Source organism: Gilliamella sp. B3023 (genome assembly GCF_026536845.1).
In the GTDB taxonomy this organism is placed as follows: domain Bacteria; phylum Pseudomonadota; class Gammaproteobacteria; order Enterobacterales; family Orbaceae; genus Gilliamella; species Gilliamella apicola_E.
The window spans coordinates 15,943-33,599 of record NZ_JAFNNH010000006.1; the positions used below are offsets into that span (position 1 = coordinate 15,943).

Here is a 17,657-nt window from a genome sequence, read left to right on the forward strand (position 1 = left end):
TACTAATTGTAATGATAATATTTAATTGAATGGAAATAAAGGTATACTTTCACAAAAGTTTGACATATGTCAAAAAAACAATAGTGCTATTTATTAAATTTGTTAATGAAGATTATAAAGAATAAAATTATTTAGAAAACAGTGATAAAGCATAAAAAAAGATACTTTATTTAATGATTGAAGTTTATTCGGCTTACCCAAAATAATCAAGTAAGCCCAAGATAATTTAATTTTTAAGGATTGATTTCATCAATTGTTTGCATTACACGGTTAGTAATTAATGGTTTAAGTATATTATTCATAGTTTCGATTTTCGGTAAATTTGCATCACCTTTATCATCTAAATAACCTTGTTCCCGAAGCGAAGCAACTAGTGTTGAAAAAACACCTTTATCAAAAAATTCAGGGGCATTTATACCATGTAATATTGAAAGCCGTTCTGCAATTAAACGTCCTTCTTTTTCTAAGGTTGCACGACTAATTGTCGGATCTTTTTGCAACAATGAAAATGCAATGACATAGCGTTGTAATGTATCTCTTGATGATGACGCTAACAACTGTAATCCTGACATTTTTAAGTAGTTCAATGTTAATTTATCAGGTGAATAACTTATTAGATTCAAATCAGCATAAGTTGCAATAATTTTATTAACATATTCAGTTAATTGATCTTCATTATGATATAAAAATAGCTCTGATTTTATTAAAGGGAAGAGCAATTTAACCTGCATAAGTACTTCATCAATTGAAATGCGATTATGTTTAAGTAAAATTCTAGCCACAATTGCTGGTATAATCAGTAAATGCTGAATATTATTGCGATAATAGGTCATCAATACTGCTTGTTCGGTCGTTAACCCCACCATTTCACCAACTTCATCAGTAGTAATGACAAATTTACCCATTTCTTTGGCATGTTCAAACATCTCTTCGGCAGTTTGATCGGGAATGGTAATCAAATCAGAGTAAGGAATGTTTTTCAATAATTTTAAAAGATAATCTAAATGCTCTAATAATTTTACTTTTGTTAATGTGCATTGATCAGCGGCTAATAATATTGAACAACATAAATTCATAGCATTAATCGCAGCCGAAGAATTGATGTGCTCCATAATTTGTTTCGCAAGCAAATTAGTTGTTGGTGTTAACCAATTAGGGCGCTGTGTTCCTGTAGGATCAATAGCATCTCGCCATTCAGGTATATGCTGATTTAAAAATTGATTTAAAGGTATTGGGCTACCAAAGTTAACGTAGCCAAAGCCTAGTTTTTTTAATTTGAAGAAGGCTTTAATTGTGCTCCACAAGCTTTCTTTTTCTTTTTTAGCGCCACGCAGCTCGTTAGCATAAGTGGCAACTTCTAAAACATGTTCATAACCAATATAGACCGGGACAATTGTGATTGGGCGTGTATCACCCCGTAATAAAGTTTGGATTGTCATCAACAACATTCCGGTTTTAGGGTCGAGTAGTCTTCCTGTGCGTGAGCGCCCACCTTCAATGAAATATTCGACGGCATAACCGCGGATAAATAACTCTGCTAAATACTCTCTAAATACGGCGGTATAGAGTTTGTTACCTTTAAATGAACGGCGGATAAAAAATGCCCCTAAGCGCCTAAAGATAGGGCCTGCTGGCCAGAAATTTAAATTGATACCAGCTGCAATATGTGGTGGAACTAATCCTTGCCGATAAAGTACATAAGACAATAACAAATAGTCCATATGACTTCGATGACATGGTGCATAAACGATTTCGTGTCCATTTTCAGCAAGCTCTCGAACTGGATCAGCGTTTGTTACTTTTAAACCTTGATAAAGTCTGTTCCAAGCCCAAGTAAGAACAAAGTCAGTCACTCTTAGCATGCGGTAAGAAAAATTAGCCGCGATTTCATTTAGAAGTGATAAAGCATTTTTCTTGGCTTTATCCAGCCCAATATGTTTACTTTTAGCTTCTTCTTGTATTGCTTCAGCAAGAGCTGGGTTAGTTAATAATTTATTAAGCATTTCCTGTCTAACAGGCAATTTAGGACCAACAGAAGCCGCTCTTTGTTTAGCAAAGTGAATACGTGCTACACGTGCAAGCTTATGAGCTAAAACAGAAATATCTTGTTTATCGTCAACTTTAATATCTTTAAAAGATACGGTCCGAGAAAATCGAGTATAGCAGTCACGACCAGAAATTAAGATTTTATAAAGTTTATAGGTAGCACCTAACACTTGCAGTGAAGGCATTTTTTTGCCTTCTTTATCTGGTTTACGACCAAACATGACAGATACAGGCAACATTTGAACATCAAGTTCATCATTTTGTTGATGCGCTGAAATGTATTCCCTTAAAATTTCGATAGATTTATTTTTTTGTTTACTTGAAGCAAAAATTCCTGGCCCTTTATCGATATAAATATAAGCAGGTACAGTTTTATCATTAATATCAATTCCTAATAAAGGATCTGGTAAATGATATTTTAGACAAAGCGACCTAACTACCATTAAATCAATTTGAGAGTTATAAGGAAGCACATACAAAATTGGACGATGGATATCGAGGTCCAGTTCAGTAATGGGATCGGTAGGAATTGGTTTACTTTTAACAAAAAGTTTAACAGGAATTTGAATTAGTGAAAAATAAATTTTTGTCCACCAAGAAAACATAAAAATAAACCTCATACTTTGTTGCTAACTATATACTTAAATCATTTTAAGTTATTTATTTACCAACCTAATAATGAATGTTTAAGCTGTAAATTGATATGATACTCTAATATAAAAAACATTAATCCAAGTATATATGCGTTACAGTATAGCAAATTTGCATAATCTTGTAGTGATTACATTATGATAATGACAACGTATTATAAAGGTTTATTTCTATCAGCACCATATCAGCATGAATTGAATATTACCGTTAATTAAAGCAAGTTATTCACACAATTTTCATTAAGGATACAAATCGGTTATTCTTTATTTGCAATGTTAGCATTAAATTTATTATAAGTTTTCTTTAGTCTTACCTAAAAAATAATTTACGCTAGTAAGCGTATACTAACAATTGCACTTTATATATCTATCGCCTAGAATAACTATCTTTATTTTGCTACGAAGAATCTATTTATGAATACTATTCTTGAGCTGTTTTCCTCGGTAAATGCAGTGGTTGTTGCAGTTATTTTAATGTTAGTCCTTTCGCTTTGCCGTGTTCATGTGGTGATTAGCTTAATCATTGGTGCTTTTGTCGGTGGTTTATGTAGCCATTTAACATTAAAAGAAACAATTGACGCTTTTAATACTGGGATTAGCAACGGGGCTAATATTGCGCTTTCTTATGCTATGCTTGGTGCGTTTGCAGTAGCAATTTCAAAATCAGGATTACCAGAATTGTTAGCTGACAAAGCCATTAAGCAGTTAACGACTAATGATGCTAAAACTCGAATTAAATGGTTGTTAATTATCATAATCGGGTTAGTTAGTATTTCCTCACAAAATATCATCCCAATTCATATTGCTTTTATACCGTTGTTAATTCCGCCACTATTATATGTAATGTCGAGATTGCAACTAGATAGACGAATGATTGCTTGTATCATGACATTTGGTTTGATTACACCATATATGTTTTTACCTGTCGGATTCGGTAATATTTTCTTAAATCAAATCTTATTAAAAAATATTATTTCATCGGGGATGGATGTTAGCCATGTTAATGTTATGCATGCTATGGCTATTCCGGCTTTTGGTATGTTTGTTGGTCTACTTTGGGCTATTTTCGTTAGTTATCGTAAACCGAGACAATATAAACTGATTCATGAAGAAAGCCATGCCGAAGAGTTTAGTAATGTAAGTACTCGTTCACTTGTCGTCTCATTATTAGCAATTATTCTCTCTTTTACAGTGCAACTTTACACAGGATCGATGATTTTAGGTGCTTTAATTGGCTTTATCTGCTTTATTGCTTCAGGCTCAATTAAATGGGGTGAGGCAGACGGAATCTTTACCGATGGTATCAAAATGATGGCGATGATCGGCTTTGTGATGATATCAGCTCAAGGCTTTGCTGAAGTATTAAAACAGACTCATGAAATAGAACCATTAGTTGTTAATAGTGCCTCATTATTTGCGGGGAATAAAGTAGTTGCATCTTTTATGATGATGTTAGTTGGCTTGATCATTACACTTGGTATTGGTTCATCTTTCTCTACTGTACCAATTATTGCAGCTATCTATGTTCCTTTATGTGTTCAGTTGGGCTTTTCACCAATAGCAACCGTTTGCTTAATTGGTGCGTCAGGAGCGATTGGCGATGCAGGTTCACCTCCTTCAGATACTATTTTAGCAACATCTGCTGGTTTAAACAGTGATGGTCAGCATGATCATATAAGAGATAGTGTTATTCCAACCTTTACCCATTTTAATATTCCATTGTTTATAGCTGGTTGGGTGGGATCATTAATTTTATAAATATTTAGATTGATGAGTTAAGGTCATTATTGGTTATGAATAAAAAGTCACACTCAAATATTCGAGCTATTTGTGCTCAAGCGATTTTTAACGTACTTGAAGAGGGGCAATCGCTTAGTACGGCCTTAACGTTATTTAGCCATAAAGTAGCAGAAAAAGATCGCGCGCTAATGCAAGAAATCTGTTTTGGTGTGATGCGTGTTTTACCTGAACTTAATTTTTATATTCATACTTTGATGAATAAAGTTCTTACCGGGAAAAATCGAGTTCTACACTATTTATTGTTAGTGGGTATTTACCAAATTTTATATACCAGAATACCTGAACATGCAGCTGTAGGCGAAACAGTTAATGCAGTAAATGATTTAAAAAAATCAGCGCTCAAAGGATTAGTAAATGGCGTATTGCGTGAATTTTTACGCCAACAAGAATCATTACAACGAAAATTTGTACAGGATGATAAAGCACCTCAAACCTTGCATCCAAGTTGGTTAGTTAATCGTCTTAAGCAAGCTTACCCCGAGAAATGGCAAGCAATCATTTCTGCCAATAACCAAAAACCACCAATGTGGTTACGCGTTAATCTTAATCACTATTCTGTTAGTGAGTATCAACAATTGTTAACTGAACGGCAAATTGAATCAGAAGCTTTTGCTGATTTGCCTTGTGCTATCAGGTTATTGTCGCCTGTAAATGTAACGAAATTACCTTATTTTGCTGAAGGAGCCGTTACCGTACAGGACTTATCTGCTCAATATGCTGCATATTTGTTAGAACCCCAAAATGGTGAGCAAATTTTGGATATGTGTGCCGCTCCAGGTGGAAAAACAACCCATATCTTAGAAATTGCACCTAAAGCAAATTTATTAGCGGTAGATGTTGATGCAGGTCGTGCTAAACGTATTGAAGAAAATCTGGCTCGCCTAAAACAAGTAGCAGAAGTTAAAGTGGGTGATGGTCTTACACCTGAAAAATGGTGCTCGGGTAAACAATTTGACCGAATTTTGCTTGACGCACCATGCTCGGCAACAGGCGTAATTCGTCGCCATCCTGATATCAAGTGGTTACGGCGAGATAGTGATATTGCGCAACTCACTGAATTGCAACATGGGATCTTAACCAATATTTGGTCTTATTTAAAAACAGGTGGCACTTTAGTCTATGCTACCTGTTCAATCCTACCTGATGAAAATAGATTACAAATTGAGCGGTTTTTACAAGAAAACAGCAATGCCCAACTTGTGGGTGATACGAAACAATTTTTACCAACTGTACACGGTGGTGATGGTTTTTTCTATGCTGTTTTAAAAAAAAGTAGTTAGTACATTTTTACAATGCCAGCTCTGTTTAAAAATGATTAATGTATTAACATTGCGCTACTTACTGTAATTTTCAATCAATTGAACTAATTGCTGACTATGCTTTAATGCTTTTGCTTTTATTGTCGTTTTTTCTCCCTCAATAACAGGCGACACGCCATATAAAATGGCAGGGGAAAGGTATTTCATTTGCGCGTAGAGTGCTGAAGTTTTTACGGATTGAAGTAAATGATTCATTAATTCAGGGGAATATTTTTGAAAATTTTGCTCTGTTTGTCCTACAGTTAAACTTTGCAATAACTTTTTATCTTTTAATTTATCGCCTTTCGAGCCATAAGCAAATTGATAGGTTAATACCTCATCAAACCATATTTTTAGTATTGCTGGCATGTTGAACCAATACATAGGGTATTGTAGAACGATAAGATCATGTCTAAGTAAAGCAGCTTGTTCTTCTTGTACATTGATTTTGTAATCTGGATAAAGTTGGTGAATATTACGAATTTCAATATCCTTTACTTTATCTTGTAATGTTTCAATAATCGTTTTATTGGCAATTGATTGTTCAATATTAGGGTGACCTAAAATAATTAATGGCATAATTGTTCCTTTGTTTTTATACTATAAAAAATTTAGTTACTCTCTTTAGTTTAGTGATTAATATTTTTTCAGCAATATCTATCTAATTTGATAGTAGGAATGTGTATGCAAAGCAGTGAACATCGATCATCAATACGATATAAGAATAAAATTTATTATTGCCCAATAAGTTTAGCTATGGATTTAATCGGTGGAAAATGGAAAGGTGTTATCCTTTATTATTTGCTTTCTGGTGAAAAACGATTTAGTGAGTTAAAAGTGGTGATCCCTGAAATCACTGATATGACGCTGAGCATCCAGCTTAAAAAGTTGGAGGAAGATGAACTTATCACTCGTAGTGTATATGGTGAAAAACCACCACTTAAAGTGTTATACAAATTAACCCCTTTGGGTGAAAAAATTGGCCCAGCACTTGAACAGCTTTGTATGTGGGGACTATCTGTTTAGTCTTCTTTCTTCATTTCTAAACTGAAGCTAATTACTATTGATTAACAATGAAATTTCTTGCAAAAAAAGTTGAGGAACGGGGTTTTTGAGCCGTAAAATTTAAGAAATAACTTCTTATAATCCTTACTTGGACAATCTTTAGTAGATATGGTAAATTCCGAATCTGTTTTACATTTTTAAGACTTTCGATATATGGCTTATACATTAACCTATAATGATCTCCCAGAAAATATTCAATACTGGCAAGGTTTACCTTTGTCTTTAAATGGTTGTGAAGTTGTTCCATTGGATTACAATGCTGGTAAAACGGGTTGGATTATTTATGGGAAAAAGTTAAATAAAACACTGCTTTCAAAATTTCAAAGACAACTTGCAATGCCAATGGTTGTGGTTTCATCTTGGAAAATTAAAACCTATCAAATAGTACGTATTGCAGGCGTAATGCCGAAAAAAGCCAAATCGATTTCGCTAACATTAGGTATTGATGTTTCACCAATTGATAATTTACCCACATTGCATTCCCCAGGTTTATTAGTAATGGATATGGACTCGACCGCAATTGGTATTGAGTGTATTGATGAACTAGCAAAATTACACGGTGTCGGTGAACAAGTTGCTGCAGTGACTGAGCTTGCTATGCGTGGTGAACTTGATTTTGCTACCAGCTTACGTAAACGAGTTGCTACATTAAAAGGCGCACAGCAAGATATTTTAGAACAAGTAAAAGAGAGTCTACCATTAACACCAGGATTAACTTATTTAGTTAAAGAGTTGCATAAAAAAAATTGGCATGTTGCCATTGTTTCGGGTGGATTTACCTATTTTGCAAATCATTTAAAACAGAAGTTAAAACTAATTGATGCTCACGCTAATGAATTAGAAATTAAAAACGGTAAGCTGACAGGTAAAGTTAATGGGCAAATTGTTGATGCTAAATATAAAGCGCGGATGTTACAACAATTAGCCACCTCTTTAGATATTCCTATTGAGCAAACTGTTGCGATTGGTGATGGGGCAAATGATTTAATGATGATTAGAATAGCGGGGCTTGGTGTTGCTTATCATGGAAAGCCTAAAGTCGTTGAAAAAGCAAGAATCAGCATCAATTATGCTGATTTAACCGGTTTATGGTGCATCTTATCTACCAGTTTATTAAGTGAAGGCTAGGAGAAGAATTTGGCAAAAACAGTAAAGCGCGCTTATGTCTGTAATGATTGTGGTGCTGACTATCCTCGTTGGCAAGGTCAATGTAGCGCTTGTCATGCATGGAATACTATTACTGAAGTTAGGTTAGCTAGTAGTTCATCACGCAATGACCGATTAACCGGCTATGCCGGTGGTGCAGGGCAAACTAAAATCCAAAAATTATCTGAAATTAGTCTGGAAGCCTTACCCAGATTTTCAACTGGATTTTCTGAATTTGACCGTGTGCTTGGTGGTGGTGTAGTACCAGGTAGTGCTATCTTAATTGGTGGTAACCCCGGTGCAGGTAAAAGTACTTTGCTACTGCAAACCATGAGTAAACTGTCAGCACAAATGAATACGCTTTATGTTACTGGTGAGGAATCATTACAACAAGTAGCGATGCGTGCACATCGTTTAGGTTTACCGACGGATAATATTAATATGTTGTCTGAAACCAGTATTGAGCAGATCTGTTTACTTGCTGAGCAGTCACAGCCAAAGTTAATGGTTATTGATTCAATTCAAGTTATGCATCTTGCTGATATTCAATCTTCGCCAGGTAGTGTGGCTCAAGTTCGTGAAACTGCAGCTTATTTAACGCGTTTTGCGAAAACCAAAGGCATAGCCATTATTATGGTTGGCCATGTGACTAAAGATGGGTCACTAGCTGGCCCTAAAGTACTTGAACACTGTATTGATTGCTCAATTTTACTTGATGGTGATGCTGACTCTCGATTTCGAACTTTACGTAGCCATAAAAATCGTTTTGGCGCAGTCAATGAGTTAGGTGTGTTTGCTATGACTGAACAAGGATTGAAAGAAGTCAGTAATCCATCTGCAATCTTTTTAAGTCGTGGTGAAGAGATGTTATCGGGCAGTTCGGTAATGGTGTTATGGGAAGGTACTCGTCCATTACTGGTTGAAATTCAAGCGTTAGTTGATCATTCTGTATATGGCAATCCAAGGCGAGTGACTGTCGGGCTTGATCAAAATCGGCTGGCACTTTTACTCGCGGTTTTGCATCGCCATGGTGGTTTACAAATGGCTGATCAGGATATTTTTGTTAACGTTGTTGGCGGGGTAAAAGTGACCGAAACTAGTGTCGATTTAGCATTGATTGCGGCATTGGTATCCAGTTTTCGAAATCGCCCTTTACCACAAGATGTGGTTATTTTTGGTGAAATAGGTCTAGGAGGAGAAATACGACCAGTACCAAGTGGTCAAGAGCGTATTTCTGAAGCCGCTAAACATGGTTTCAAAAAGGCAATAGTGCCTATAGCTAATATGCCAAAGAAAAAGCCAGAAAATATGCAGATCTTTGCTGTTAAGAAAGTGTCGGAAGCGTTAGATATTTTAAGTGATCTTTAGAGTGTTCAAATATTGCTAAATACTCCGCCGATTTTTGTATCGGCGAAGTATAACTGGCTAATATTAAAGTTAATTAATAACAAATTTCATAACAAGGTTGATAGGCACTACCTCCAGGAAGCTTCATGCGATCTTGTTTTACATAGCTAAGCAGTAAATTATCTAATTGCTTCATGATTTCAGGATCACCTTGCAATTTATAGCGACCATGTTCAGCAATTTGCTTCATACCAAACTCTTTAACATTACCAGCAACAATTCCAGAAAAAGCACGGCGTAAATCAGCAGCTAATAATTCAACTGGCTGATCTTTATGTAGATTAAGTGATGCCATGTTTTCATGGGTTGGTTCAAATGGGTGCTGTAATGCTTCATCAATTTTGAGTAACCAGTTAAAACCATAAGCATCACCAGTTGCTAACCGTGATGATTTAACCTGTTTTACCCCATGTTTCATTATGCGAGCAACTTGTTCAGGTGAATCAATGATAATTTCATACAATTTAGTCGCTTCTTCGCCTAAAGTATTACGAATAAATTGATCAATCGCGTCAAAATAATCTTCACACTCTTTTGGGCCTGTTAAAATAATTGGTAAAGTCTGATTTTTATTAGCAGGATTGAGCATAATCCCCAAAATATAAAGTAATTCTTCAGCAGTACCAGGTCCGCCAGGAAAGATAACTATACCATGCGCCATTCGAACAAACGCTTCAAGTCGTTTTTCGATATCTGGCATAATGATAAGTTCATTAACTAACGCATTTGGTGGTTCGGCTGCAATTATCGATGGCTCAGTCATACCAATAAAGCGACTATCTTTTATACGTTGTTGTGCATGACCAACAGCGGCGCCTTTCATTGGTGCTTCCATTATTCCCGGACCGCAGCCTGTACAGATATTAAGTTCTCGTAATCCAAGTTGCATACCAACTTGACGAGCATAATAATATTCACTTTCGTTAATTGAGTGTCCACCCCAACAAACAATTAGATTAGGCTCTTCGCCAACGTGTAGGGCATTGGCATTACGCAGAATAGAAAAAACAAGATTGGTGATGTAATAGGAGTGCTCTTTTTCAAGCTTCTCGTTAGGTACCAAGTGTTTAATTGCCGTAATTTGGCCATTTAAAAAAAGAATATCACGTAAAACCGCAAACAGATTGGCTTGTATGGAGCGAATAATGCGTTTGTCGACAAAAGCACTTTCAGGTGCATCAATAAGCTCTAATTTAACTCCACGCTCTTTACTGATAACGTTAATTTCGAACGATTTAAATCTATCTAGTAATTCTTTAGTGTTATCCGTTTTACTACCCGCATTAAGGGTAGCTAATGAGCAATTTCTAAATAATTGATAAAGTTCGCTATTTGCTGATTTTTTTAAAATATCAACTTCAGCCTGCGCAAGTAAATCCATTGATCCTAACGGGCTTATATGGGTAATCATCACAACCTCCATTTGACGGTTTTATCGACAAGGAAATCATTATATACTGAAATATGATGAATACTAAGCAAAGCTGAAAATAAGCTTAAATATAAACCAATTAGGTGAGTAAAAAATTATCTCTAGAGGCAGAATAATAATTACTCTATAATAAAAAATGTTAAAAAATTAACATGTTAAATAGACTGGATTTTATGGTTAGTGAGTTATCAATGAGAAAGGATTTTTATTTACTTATTAAAAATTATATCTTGCAGGTACGAGTGACATATTTAATGATCCGCAGACGCCGAATTTAAACTGTTAGCACAATATAAAGGCGTATTATTGTAAAAAGCCAACATTGCCTAACTGACTACCAATTATTGATTAGATAGCATCAACGCGCAATAGAGAAGGAATTTTATGAAACCTTGCACGACAACCTCGATTGAACATTATCAAATTATCACTGGTTATATCACCGATTTAGCAGTCTATCCATCACGAGAGACTTTTATTCAAGCCCGTAAATTAGCTGGGTGTGCTGATATTGATTTAAACTCAATCGGTTATCTCGCTGTGGTGTATAAAATCAATCAAATGATTGCTGCACAGGATTCATCCGGCAAGAATGATACGCCAAATATTGAACAATATTACCGATTTAAATTAGGTGATAAACTAATTGAAGGGGTTTGTAGTCGTGTTGCTTTTGCTGACGGTGATTATGTTGAGGTAGTGGTTGACCCAATTGATGGTGGCAGCTATTTTGCCTATGCGCTACGTCGACCTGCTGATCATATAATATGGATGCATCCTTATGTTATAGAGGGTACAGAAGCGAGCATTGAAAATCCTAAAACTCGCAAATCACTGATTGTAAAGGCCTTGGAGATGATCGGCATTTCAAGTTGTATTTGGGGCTTGATACAGCTCTATTTGCAAATCTCATTGGTGCCGACATTGTATCTCTTTATTTTTGGGATAATATTGTTGCCCCCTTTAAATATATTTTCTCGCAAAAAAAAACAAGTCAACACAGGTTCACCGATCGCAGACAGGATTTATACCACTTTAGGCTATCATAATCCTAAGCAGTTTAATATTGAAAAAGAGCAAGCATTATTCTTAAAGAAATTAGAGCAGTTAAGTGCAAATTATATAGCAAATTATAAAGGTCCATTAACCGATGGTGAGGAAATAATAAAAGAATTTCTTGATCAATATAAAGATCAACAATCGCCTAGCGATACTGAAAGTGACAAATTAATTAAGCATTACATAAAAATTGAACAAAATGGAATGCAGTGGGTCTATCTTTATCGCTGTGCGCCGACGATACCTAATTACATTACCGTTATTCATACTGAAAGGAATAATGATGAAATTGAATCATCTAATCAATCATCGAATAGTGATAATTGTCCGTAGTCAATAAATAGTGTCTATGCTAGACTTAAACAAACTCTGAAGCTTTTTCACCTAAGTGAGTTTCATATGGTGGACTAGCCGCGGTATAGCACAGAAATGGCTATGCTTCCCGATTTGGATAAGGTGTTTGTGATATGCAATTAATGGATAATTTTCAGCGTCGATTTCAATATCTACGCTTGTCGATTACCGAGCAGTGTAATTTTCAGTGCCAATACTGTTTACCTAATGGTTATCGACCTAATAAAGATCATCGCTTTTTATCGTTAAATGAAATTGACAATGTTGTGTCAACGTTTACTGAACTTGGTGTACATAAAATTCGGCTAACGGGCGGTGAACCGACTTTGCGTCGAGACTTTATAGATATTTTGTCAATAATTTCTGCTTATCCCAGCATCAAACAACTCGCTATCACAACCAATGGTTCACGGTTATTAAAAAATGTGCATTATTGGCAACAAGCAGGACTTAATGCTATTAATATTAGTATTGACAGTTTTTCTCCTTACATTTTTAAACAAATAACAGGCCAAGATAAATTACGTGAGCTGATTCAAGGCGTTGAAAAATCATTAGAAGTAGGTATTAGGAAAGTTAAAATTAATACCGTTTTGATGAAAAATATGAACGACCATCTGGCTGATTATTTAACTTGGATTAAAGATCGTTCAGTTGAGTTACGTTTTATAGAATTGATGGAAACAACAGAAAGCCGTGAATTATTTAATCGTTATCATTTAGCTGGTCATGTGATGGAATCACAACTTATTGAACAAGGTTGGCAATTACAGTCAAAAGAGGCGTTCTCTGGACCTGCTAAAGTTTATGCGCATAGTGATTATCGAGGTAAGATTGGTCTGATTATGCCGTATTCAAAGGATTTTTGTAAAAGTTGCAATCGATTACGTGTCTCGTCGATCGGTAAATTACATTATTGCTTGTTTGGTGATGCAGCGGTTGATTTACGGGATTTACTACAAAGCTCTGAGCAAAAAGCGCAACTTAAAGCTAGAATTTTATCTTCACTATTAATAAAACCTGAAAAACATTTATTACATACCCACCATTTAGGTATCACACCTAATTTATCTTATATTGGTGGTTAACATACAGTCTTGTTTGGGAATATGATTAATGTCCCAGTGTGATATCGCCCAATCTAATAACGCTTTCTGTGTGGCATCTTGCCAATTTTCGGGTATTTGTTGACCTAAAAATTGTAATGCTTGCACCGTTAATAATTTGGTTTTTTTTATATCAATTGGAGAGGCATGATTTTGCTTCGAGAGTTTATTACCATGACTATCTAAAGCTAATGGTAAGTGGCAGTAATTTGGGATTGTAAAATTAAATAATTGATAAAGTGAAATCTGTTTAGCGGTCACAGGTAATAGATCTGCACCACGAACAATTTCGGTTATTCCTTGATAATTATCATCTAATACAACAACTAGATTATAAGCAAATAATCCATCTTTTCGATGAATAATAAAATCTTCTAGTGCATTGATATGATCAATGCTTTGTTGACCTCGAATTTTATCATCAAAAGAGAAAATCGGATGATTCTGCTTTAAACGAATAGCAACGTTATTTAATGTTAAATATCGCTCACGACAAAATCCATCATAAATATTGTTTTTAAGGCTATGGATCCGTTGTCTGGTACAATCACAATAGTAAGCTTTTTGCTCAGAAATTAATGATGCTAACACTGAGCGATAACGTTCACTACAGTTAGACTGATATAAAACTTGATCATCCCAATAGAGATTAAAAGCTTCTAATGTTTTTAATATTAAAGATGATGCGCCTTTGACTTCCCTTGGAGGATCAATATCTTCAATACGAACAAGCCATTTACCATTGCTGGCCTTGGCTTGTAAGTAGCTACCGAGAGCTGTCACCAACGAACCAAAATGTAATGGTCCAGAAGGTGACGGAGCAAAACGACCAATATATTGCATGGGCGTATAGGATAGAAAGAATAGTTAAATGAGAATCACATACCCATTTGTTTTTCACGAAGTTCAGCTAATGTTTTACAATCGATACATAAATCAGCGGTAGGTCTTGCTTCTAAACGACGGATACCAATTTCAACACCACATGATTCACAATAGCCAAAATCATCGGTTTCAATTTTCTTTAATGTTTTTTCAATTTTTTTGATAAGTTTGCGTTCTCTATCACGCGCTCTTAGTTCTAAACTGAACTCTTCTTCTTGAGTTGCGCGGTCGGCTGGATCTGGGAAATTAGCAGCCTCATCTTGCATATGAGAGACAGTTTTACCCATTTCACCTTGTAATTGTGAAAGCCACGCTTCTAAGATTAGTTTAAAATGTTTCAATTGCTTAGGATTCATATACTCCTCACCTTTCGCCTCTTTATAAGGCTCAAGCCCAGCAATTGATAGCAGACTAAGAGAAGATGTATTTACTTTTTGTTCCTTTTTCACAGCAATCCCCTTAAATACACATTATTTTCAAGCGCTAAACTATAGCAATAAATTAGCCTTTGGCAAATTTTTTTTACTATTTTTTTTGTGCTAAAAGTGCAGAATATTACAACTATATGTTATTAATAAGATTAATTATTCATCCCATTTTTTTAAATTATTCAAAGGACATTTTTTAATTAAATCAAACAGCTTATCGTTATCAGGTAAGATGAGTTCTGGTGAAATATCAAATAAAGGATAGAGTACAAATTCTCTATTTTTCATATGATAATGAGGAATTGTTAGTCTATCGTTGTCTATTATTAAGTCATCGTATAATAATATATCTAAGTCTAATGTCCTTGCTCCCCATCGATTATCTTTGCGTACCCGACCTTGTGATTTTTCTATTGCTTGTAGTTCATCTAATAAAGCTATAGGTTTAAGTGAGGTGGTTAACTTTATAACTGCATTGAGGTAATCATTTTGATCTTGTGGACCGAGCGGTTTACTGCGATAAAATGGTGAAATGTCAGTAACTACGGTATTGGGTAATTGTTTTAGGGCTGCAATAGCTTGATTAGCTTGAGCTAATGGATCGTTAAGATTACTGCCTAAGGCGATATAACATATTGACATAATTGGATGTATTTTTTCGTGATGTTTAAGCATAGAGATATTTTAGCACATATAAAGTGTTATCAAGCTAGATTGCTAAATAATGATTATTTCTAGTTATTAAGATATAGCGATATAATCTTTTAAACGCATATGTAGCATCCACTATTTGCTCAATATTTATTGAGATTTGTATGAGAGTTTATAATGCATTTAGGTCAACAATTGAGTTTGTTAATAAAAAATACGCCAATTATTGAACAACAATCAGTCCTTGAATGTGCAATTAATGGTGTTATTGATTATTTTGCGAGTAGCTTACAGGCATCTAATGGAACTAATGTTCAGCAATTACTGGCCTGGATAAATGATGAAGGTGGCAACAATCGAGCTTGGCTAATTGGTCAAAAAACGTTAGCAACTAGCCGGCAAGCAGCATTATTTAATGGTTTTCAAGCACATTGTTTAGATTATGATGATGTACATATTGATGTACGTGGTCATCCATCAGCGGTTATCTTATCAGCCTTATTTGCTAGTATCCGCTTAGATGATTCATTAACGCGTTTAGATGGTCGTCGTTTTTTAACTGCCTATGTAATAGGTATTGAAGTTATGGCCTTATTGGGACGATGTGTCAATCCTGAACATTATGAAAAAGGTTGGCATACAACAATCACTTTAGGTGGTATTGCCGCAACAGCTGCTATTTGTTATTTATATGATGAACCATTTCTTGCTCAAGCATTAACTTTAGCTGCGACGCAAGCGTCAGGTCTGCGATTAATGATGGGGACACCAATAAAATTTTTGCATGCGGGATTGGCTGCACAACATGCTATACAATCGGTTGAATGGTTAAGAGCTGGGATTTCAGCAGATAAGGATTTTCTTGATGATAACCTCGGTTTTTTATCAATATATGGACAAGGCAATGATAATTTAGATTTAACTGTCTGGGCTAAGCCATGGAAGATTGTTGAACCAGGGTTATGGTTTAAGACTTATTCATATTGTTCTGCCGCTTCATATATTGCTGATGCGGGTAAGTTAATTTATAAGCATCCTAAGTTTAATGTAGATAATATTGATTATATTACTCTTTTCTTTGCTCCAATTAATAGTGATGCAGCACTGATCTATAAAAAGCCATTATTAGCTGAGCAAGGACGTTTTTCAGCAGAATATATTTTAGCATTGATTTTACTCGGTATACCTATCGATTTTGAACAATTTGCTTCAAAGCCAATAGCTGACAATATCCTACAATTAATCCAAAAAATGCAGCGTAGTTATGATATACAATTAACCCCTCATCCTGATGCATATAATAAGCGCTATGTCGTTATTGAAATAGTATTAAATGATGGACAAAAAATTAGCCAACGAGTGGATATTCCTCAAGGATCACCTAAAAATCCTTATAGCCAACAAGAATTGGCCGCTAAGTTATTTGGAGCATTGCAAAATAAAATTAAAGCACAACAATTATTGTCTGATATCTATGCTCTAGCCAATGGTATGGATATTAAACAATTACTCATATCGCATTGGAAAATGCTTTGATATCTACTATAAACAGTTAATTATTTTATAAATATAAGCTTAAATTTCAAAATCAATATCATCATTGAGTTGCCGTAAAAAGCGTTGAGTTAACTCGTGTTGTGGGTTATCAATTAATGATTTTGCTGGCCCTTCCTCAACAATAATACCATTAGCCATAAAGATGATGCGGTCGGCCACATACTTTGCAAACTCCATTTCATGGGTTACGATTAGCATAGTTATCTTTTCTTTGGCTAGTTTCAGCATCACTTGTAAAACTTCATGAACTCTCTCAGGATCTAACGCAGAAGTTGGTTCATCAAATAATAATACTTTTGGTCTTACAGCTAATGCCCTAGCAATTGCAACACGTTGTTGTTGCCCTCCCGATAATGTTACAGGATATTGATCAGCATAAGCTAACATTCCAACTCGCTCTAACAATGATATTCCGTACTGTTGTGCCTCACTTTTCTTCATTTTCTGTGCAACAATTAATGGATAAGTAATGTTTTCTAAAGCTGTTTTATTTCTAAATAAATTGTAGTGTTGAAAAACCATTGCTGATTGTTTGCGTAAATTGGTCTCTTGCTTATGGTTGTAATGTTCACTATTGAGTATTACTTTATCAATACGAATCGTTCCTGTATTAGGTTTTTCAAGTAAATTAAGACAACGCAATAAGGTTGATTTTCCCGATCCGGAAGGTCCAATAATGGCAACTACTTCACCTTCTTTGATATTAAGATTTATTTCTTTTAAAACTTCATTATTTCCAAATCGTTTTGATAAATGAGATACACTAATCATCA

The 17,657-nt window shown here is 35.0% G+C and carries 15 protein-coding genes and 1 riboswitch; of the genes, 8 read left to right on the plus strand and 7 right to left on the minus strand.

Translation table 11 applies throughout. The annotated features are described in order from the left end of the window. Window positions 1-233: 233 nt before the first annotated feature. Entirely contained in the window at window positions 234-2,666 is a 2,433-nt protein-coding gene (gene plsB / locus J3U16_RS05110; RefSeq protein WP_267342583.1) for a glycerol-3-phosphate 1-O-acyltransferase PlsB, read from the minus strand. 444 nt (window positions 2,667-3,110) lie between these two features. On the opposite strand from plsB, the gene J3U16_RS05115 reads away from it, so the two are divergent. Both J3U16_RS05115 and rsmB read left to right on the plus strand, forming a co-directional pair. Further along, the gene (locus tag J3U16_RS05115; RefSeq protein ID WP_065561762.1) at window positions 3,111-4,454 is read left to right on the plus strand and encodes a Na+/H+ antiporter family protein; all 1,344 of its coding nucleotides are present in this window, start codon (window positions 3,111-3,113) and stop codon (window positions 4,452-4,454) included. A gap of 35 nt (window positions 4,455-4,489) precedes the next feature. Continuing rightward, window positions 4,490-5,776 carry a 16S rRNA (cytosine(967)-C(5))-methyltransferase RsmB gene (rsmB, locus tag J3U16_RS05120; RefSeq protein ID WP_267342584.1) on the plus strand — a complete coding sequence of 429 codons (1,287 nt, stop codon included), beginning with the start codon at window positions 4,490-4,492 and terminating at the stop codon, window positions 5,774-5,776. Between the two features lie 54 nt (window positions 5,777-5,830). Here the strand turns inward: rsmB and J3U16_RS05125 are convergent, their stop codons facing one another. Continuing rightward, entirely contained in the window at window positions 5,831-6,373 is a 543-nt protein-coding gene (locus J3U16_RS05125) for an NAD(P)H-dependent oxidoreductase (RefSeq protein ID WP_267342585.1), read from the minus strand. Window positions 6,374-6,478: 105 nt separating this feature from the next. On the opposite strand from J3U16_RS05125, the gene J3U16_RS05130 reads away from it, so the two are divergent. From J3U16_RS05130 to radA, 3 genes are all read left to right on the plus strand, one after another. Continuing rightward, the gene (locus tag J3U16_RS05130) at window positions 6,479-6,820 is read left to right on the plus strand and encodes a winged helix-turn-helix transcriptional regulator (RefSeq protein ID WP_065735253.1); all 342 of its coding nucleotides are present in this window, start codon (window positions 6,479-6,481) and stop codon (window positions 6,818-6,820) included. A gap of 192 nt (window positions 6,821-7,012) precedes the next feature. Continuing rightward, window positions 7,013-7,987: a phosphoserine phosphatase gene (serB, locus tag J3U16_RS05135; RefSeq protein WP_065561764.1), complete on the plus strand. Its 975-nt coding sequence runs from the start codon at window positions 7,013-7,015 to the stop codon at window positions 7,985-7,987. A gap of 9 nt (window positions 7,988-7,996) precedes the next feature. Beyond that, window positions 7,997-9,373 carry a DNA repair protein RadA gene (gene radA, locus J3U16_RS05140; protein WP_065735252.1) on the plus strand — a complete coding sequence of 459 codons (1,377 nt, stop codon included), beginning with the start codon at window positions 7,997-7,999 and terminating at the stop codon, window positions 9,371-9,373. A 73-nt stretch (window positions 9,374-9,446) separates the two neighbouring features. Here radA and ppnN read toward each other — a convergent pair whose 3' ends face one another. Continuing rightward, the gene (gene ppnN, locus J3U16_RS05145; RefSeq protein WP_220225506.1) at window positions 9,447-10,823 is read right to left on the minus strand and encodes a nucleotide 5'-monophosphate nucleosidase PpnN; all 1,377 of its coding nucleotides are present in this window, start codon (window positions 10,821-10,823) and stop codon (window positions 9,447-9,449) included. Between the two features lie 405 nt (window positions 10,824-11,228). Here ppnN and J3U16_RS05150 point away from each other — a divergent pair, with 405 nt between their 5' ends. Further along, complete coding sequence (locus J3U16_RS05150; RefSeq protein WP_267330988.1) at window positions 11,229-12,236, plus strand: hypothetical protein; 1,008 nt, start codon at window positions 11,229-11,231, stop codon at window positions 12,234-12,236. A 22-nt stretch (window positions 12,237-12,258) separates the two neighbouring features. Beyond that, window positions 12,259-12,378, plus strand: a riboswitch (molybdenum cofactor riboswitch). Then, the gene (moaA, locus tag J3U16_RS05155) at window positions 12,371-13,345 is read left to right on the plus strand and encodes a GTP 3',8-cyclase MoaA (protein ID WP_220225508.1); all 975 of its coding nucleotides are present in this window, start codon (window positions 12,371-12,373) and stop codon (window positions 13,343-13,345) included. It overlaps the preceding riboswitch by 8 nt. On the opposite strand, the gene gluQRS is transcribed toward moaA, so the two are convergent. The 3 genes from gluQRS to folK form a co-directional block, all read right to left on the minus strand. After that, complete coding sequence (gene gluQRS, locus J3U16_RS05160) at window positions 13,325-14,206, minus strand: tRNA glutamyl-Q(34) synthetase GluQRS (RefSeq protein ID WP_267342586.1); 882 nt, start codon at window positions 14,204-14,206, stop codon at window positions 13,325-13,327. The genes moaA and gluQRS overlap by 21 nt on opposite strands. Window positions 14,207-14,241: 35 nt before the next feature. Next, window positions 14,242-14,697, minus strand: coding sequence for an RNA polymerase-binding protein DksA (gene dksA / locus J3U16_RS05165; RefSeq protein ID WP_065561769.1), 456 nt, complete (start codon window positions 14,695-14,697; stop codon window positions 14,242-14,244). A 135-nt stretch (window positions 14,698-14,832) separates the two neighbouring features. Beyond that, complete coding sequence (folK, locus tag J3U16_RS05170; RefSeq protein WP_065561770.1) at window positions 14,833-15,318, minus strand: 2-amino-4-hydroxy-6-hydroxymethyldihydropteridine diphosphokinase; 486 nt, start codon at window positions 15,316-15,318, stop codon at window positions 14,833-14,835. A 186-nt stretch (window positions 15,319-15,504) separates the two neighbouring features. On the opposite strand from folK, the gene J3U16_RS05175 reads away from it, so the two are divergent. Further along, the gene (locus J3U16_RS05175) at window positions 15,505-16,863 is read left to right on the plus strand and encodes an MmgE/PrpD family protein (RefSeq protein ID WP_267342587.1); all 1,359 of its coding nucleotides are present in this window, start codon (window positions 15,505-15,507) and stop codon (window positions 16,861-16,863) included. A gap of 39 nt (window positions 16,864-16,902) precedes the next feature. Here the strand turns inward: J3U16_RS05175 and J3U16_RS05180 are convergent, their stop codons facing one another. Further along, window positions 16,903-17,655: an amino acid ABC transporter ATP-binding protein gene (locus tag J3U16_RS05180; protein ID WP_065735247.1), complete on the minus strand. Its 753-nt coding sequence runs from the start codon at window positions 17,653-17,655 to the stop codon at window positions 16,903-16,905. Window positions 17,656-17,657: the final 2 nt, after the last annotated feature.

Excerpts from the sequence above, each read along its gene's own strand:
- plsB (WP_267342583.1), bottom strand. The coding sequence starts at position 2,666 with ATGAGGTTTATTTTTATGTTTTCTTGGTGGACAAAAATTTATTTTTCA.
- J3U16_RS05115 (WP_065561762.1), top strand. The coding sequence starts at position 3,111 with ATGAATACTATTCTTGAGCTGTTTTCCTCGGTAAATGCAGTGGTTGTT.
- rsmB (WP_267342584.1), top strand. The coding sequence starts at position 4,490 with ATGAATAAAAAGTCACACTCAAATATTCGAGCTATTTGTGCTCAAGCG.
- J3U16_RS05125 (WP_267342585.1), bottom strand. The coding sequence starts at position 6,373 with ATGCCATTAATTATTTTAGGTCACCCTAATATTGAACAATCAATTGCC.
- J3U16_RS05130 (WP_065735253.1), top strand. The coding sequence starts at position 6,479 with ATGCAAAGCAGTGAACATCGATCATCAATACGATATAAGAATAAAATT.
- serB (WP_065561764.1), top strand. The coding sequence starts at position 7,013 with ATGGCTTATACATTAACCTATAATGATCTCCCAGAAAATATTCAATAC.
- ppnN (WP_220225506.1), bottom strand. The coding sequence starts at position 10,823 with ATGATTACCCATATAAGCCCGTTAGGATCAATGGATTTACTTGCGCAG.
- J3U16_RS05150 (WP_267330988.1), top strand. The coding sequence starts at position 11,229 with ATGAAACCTTGCACGACAACCTCGATTGAACATTATCAAATTATCACT.
- moaA (WP_220225508.1), top strand. The coding sequence starts at position 12,371 with ATGCAATTAATGGATAATTTTCAGCGTCGATTTCAATATCTACGCTTG.
- gluQRS (WP_267342586.1), bottom strand. The coding sequence starts at position 14,206 with ATGCAATATATTGGTCGTTTTGCTCCGTCACCTTCTGGACCATTACAT.
- folK (WP_065561770.1), bottom strand. The coding sequence starts at position 15,318 with ATGTCAATATGTTATATCGCCTTAGGCAGTAATCTTAACGATCCATTA.
- J3U16_RS05175 (WP_267342587.1), top strand. The coding sequence starts at position 15,505 with ATGCATTTAGGTCAACAATTGAGTTTGTTAATAAAAAATACGCCAATT.
- J3U16_RS05180 (WP_065735247.1), bottom strand. The coding sequence starts at position 17,655 with ATGATTAGTGTATCTCATTTATCAAAACGATTTGGAAATAATGAAGTT.